Consider the following 3,338-nt stretch of genomic DNA (forward strand, 5'->3'; position numbering starts at 1 on the left):
CGGAACTGGCCCCGCGGGCCTACTACACCGTCGAACAAGTCAACGCCTACAACATCCCGCTGGACGCCGAACTACCCGAGCACCATCCGGGCCGCATCGTGCTCGAGCGCGGAAACGCCTTCGTGGCAAGGGATCTCATTCCGGCGCACACGCTGATTCAGCGGCTCTACACCAGCCCGGTGTTCCAGCGGTTCGTGGCCGACTGCTTCGAGCTCGAGCAGCTGCACGAGTACACCGACCCGCTGGCGGGACTCTGCCTGAACGTGGTCGCGCCGGGCATGTCGCACCCCTGGCACTTCGACACCAACGAATTCACCGTCAGCATGCTCACCCAGCGTCCGGAATCCGGCGGCGTCTTCGAATACTGTCCGGGCATCCGCACGCCGGAGGCGGAACATCTCGACGATGTGCGTGCCGTGCTGGAAGGCAAGGGGGAGAACCTGATTCGCCGCCTCGACCTGCGCCCCGGGGATCTGCAGCTGTTCCAGGGCCGCTACTCGCTGCACCGGGTGTCACCGGTCACCGGCGCGGCGCAGCGGCACACCGCCATCTTCGCCTACAGCCGGACCACCGGGGTGATCGGCACGGCGGAGCGCAGTCGGCAGCTGTTCGGCCGGGTGCTACCCGCACACCTCGGCGGCGCGACGGCCGTACGCGGCGACCGCCTGCTGGATTGAGTGCTCGACCAAGAAGGAGAACACGTGCCGGTTTCGTTGCACAGCACCGGGAAAGCCTCGTTCGACCACATCTACGACCGGCCCGATCCACGCGAGTATTACGCGCGGATGGCCGAATTGGACTACTGCATACCGGAACTGGCGACACCGCACTTCGCGAGCCTCATCGCCGACTACCGTGCCGCCACCGGCATCGCCGCCCCGACCGTGCTGGATCTGGGCTGCTCCTACGGCGTGAACGCGGCCCTGCTGCGCCTGGGCATCAACATGGCCGAACTCACCGAGCACTATCGAGACGCCGACTCCGACGGTGACGATGCCGCCGCCGCACTCATCGCGCGCGACCGCGCCCGCCTCGCCACCGCCGACCGGCTGCCCGGCGTTCGCTTCATCGGCATGGACGCCTCCCGCCCGGCACTGGACTACGCCCGCGCCGCCGGACTGCTGGACGACACCGTGCACGCCGACCTGGAAGCCGCCGACCCCACCGAGGCGCAGCGTGCCACCCTGGCCACCGCCGACCTCGTCATCTCCACCGGATGCGTCGGCTACATCACCGACCGCACCCTGCTGCGGGTCGCCCGCGCGCACGGCGGAAAGCTGCCCTGGATGGCGCATTTCGTGCTGCGCATGTTCTCCTTCGATCCGATCGCCGCGCGGCTGGCCGAACTCGGCTACCGGACCGAACGCGTACCCGGGTCGTTCCGGCAGCGCCGCTTCGCGGCCGCCGACGAGCGCACCCAGGTCCTGAATACCTTGGCCGACAATGGCGTCGACACCGAGGGGCACGAATCCGACGGCTGGCTCTACGCTCAGCTCTACGTGTCTCGCCCGTCTCCGACCCTATCCTTCGACCACGAGGACCTCTCTTGAGCGAACCGACCTTCGCCCACGACGACCAGCTGCCCCGGGTGCCGCTGCCCACCCTGGAGGACAGCTGCACGCGGTTCCTGCACTGGTGCGCACCGCTGCTCACCGGCGATGAATACGCGGCCACCGCCGCCGCGGTCGAGCTCATGCTCCGCCCCGACAGCCCGGCCCGCGCGCTGCAGGCCGACCTCGAGCGCTACGACAGCACTCCCGGGGTGGGCAGCTGGCTGGACGAGTTCTGGCCCTCGCGCTACCTGGGGCGACGGGACCGGATCGCGCTCAACGCCAACTTCTTCTTCCTGTTCCGCGACGACACCGTGCTCGCCGCCGCCACCGCCGCCGATCAGGCCGAGCGCGCGGGGGCGCTGGTGAGCGCCGCGGTGAACTACAAACTGCAACTCGACGCCGAGCGGGTTCCGCCCGCGACCCAGCGCGGACAGCGGCTGAACATGGCGCAGAACAAGTTCCTGTTCTCCGAGACGCGGATTCCCGGCGATCCGCAGGACGGGGTGCGGGTGCCCTACAGCCCGGAGTGGCCGGGTCCGTCGCAGGCCCGGCACATCGTGGTCTGCTACCGCGGCAATATGTTCCGCATGGATGTCATCGGCCCGGCCGGTGCCCCCTACGCTCCCGGCGATATCGTCGACGGCCTGCGTTCGGTCATGAAGGCGGGGGCGCGGCGCGCGCCCATCAACACCTCGCCCGGGCACCTGACCACCATGGCTCGGGCCGACTGGGCGCGGGTGCGCGGGGCGCTGCGCGCGGTGCCGGTGAACGTCGCGGCCCTCGACACCATCGAGACCGCGCTGTTCCTCGTCTGCCTGGAGGATTTCGCGCCGCGCGACACCCAGCAGGCGTGCGATCAGCTGCTGCACGGGGACAGCGGCAACCGCTGGTTCGACAAGGCGGTGTCCTTCATCGTCTTCGCCGACGGCACCGCCGGGATCAATGTCGAGCACTGCGGACTGGACGGCACTACCATCCTGTCCTTCGTCGACGCGCTGTCGGAGACGCCGGTGGCCGAGCACGCCGCCGTTTCGGGCGCGCAGCCGCAGGGCATGCCCGCGGTCGAGCCCGTCGTCTTCGCGCTCGACGACGACCGCAAGCGCGAGATCGCGAGCGCGGCGGCGTCGTTCGCGCAGTACGCGGCCGACAACGCCACCTCGACGGTGTCCTTCGCCGATTTCGGCACCGGTCGCGCCAAACAGCTGGGCATCTCCCCGGATGCCTTCGCCCAGCTCAGCTATCAGCTCGCCCACCAGCGCAGCAAGGGCATGATCGGGGCCACCTACGAATCCATCGCCACCCGCCACTTCCGCAACGGCCGCACCGAGGCCATGCGCGTGGTCACCCCGGAGATCGTGGAATTCATTGCCGCCATGGAGGATCCGGACGCCGACCCGGAGCGGCGGCGGCAGGCGCTGCGGGCCGCCGCGGACGCCCATGTGGCCCGCGCCAAGGAGTGCCAGCGCGGGGAGGCGCCCGAACAGCATCTGTGGGAGCTGCAACTCATCCAGCGTCGCCGCGGTGAGCAGCTGGGCGCCACCGATCCGATGCCGTTCTACGACAGCCCCGGCTGGCGCATCACCCGCGACGACTACCTGAGTACCAGTTCCGCGCCGTCGGTGAACATCCAGTACTTCGGTTTCGGCTCCACCAGCCCCACCTGCATCGGCGTCGCCTACGTCATGCTGCCCGATCGCTGGAACCTCTACCTCGCCACACCCAAATCCGTTGCCGCGCAGATGCACACCTTCGCGAGCAATCTGCGGGCGGCCGTGACCGAGCTCA

The 3,338-nt window shown here is 69.4% G+C and carries 3 protein-coding genes; all 3 read left to right on the top strand.

Annotated elements, in window-relative coordinates:
- A partial coding sequence (locus QK444_RS34455; protein ID WP_282786193.1) for an arpA protein occupies positions 1-677 on the top strand: 677 nt, incomplete at its 5' end.
- 24 nt (positions 678-701) lie between these two features.
- Positions 702-1,550, top strand: coding sequence for a class I SAM-dependent methyltransferase (locus QK444_RS34460; protein WP_282786194.1), 849 nt, complete (start codon positions 702-704; stop codon positions 1,548-1,550).
- Positions 1,547-3,338, top strand: a 1,792-nt coding sequence (locus tag QK444_RS34465; RefSeq protein ID WP_282786195.1) for a choline/carnitine O-acyltransferase, incomplete at its 3' end; no start/stop codon positions are given. The genes QK444_RS34460 and QK444_RS34465, both read left to right, overlap by 4 nt.

The organism is Nocardia sp. CC201C, assembly GCF_030010695.1.
Classification (GTDB): Bacteria; Actinomycetota; Actinomycetes; order Mycobacteriales; family Mycobacteriaceae; genus Nocardia; species Nocardia otitidiscaviarum.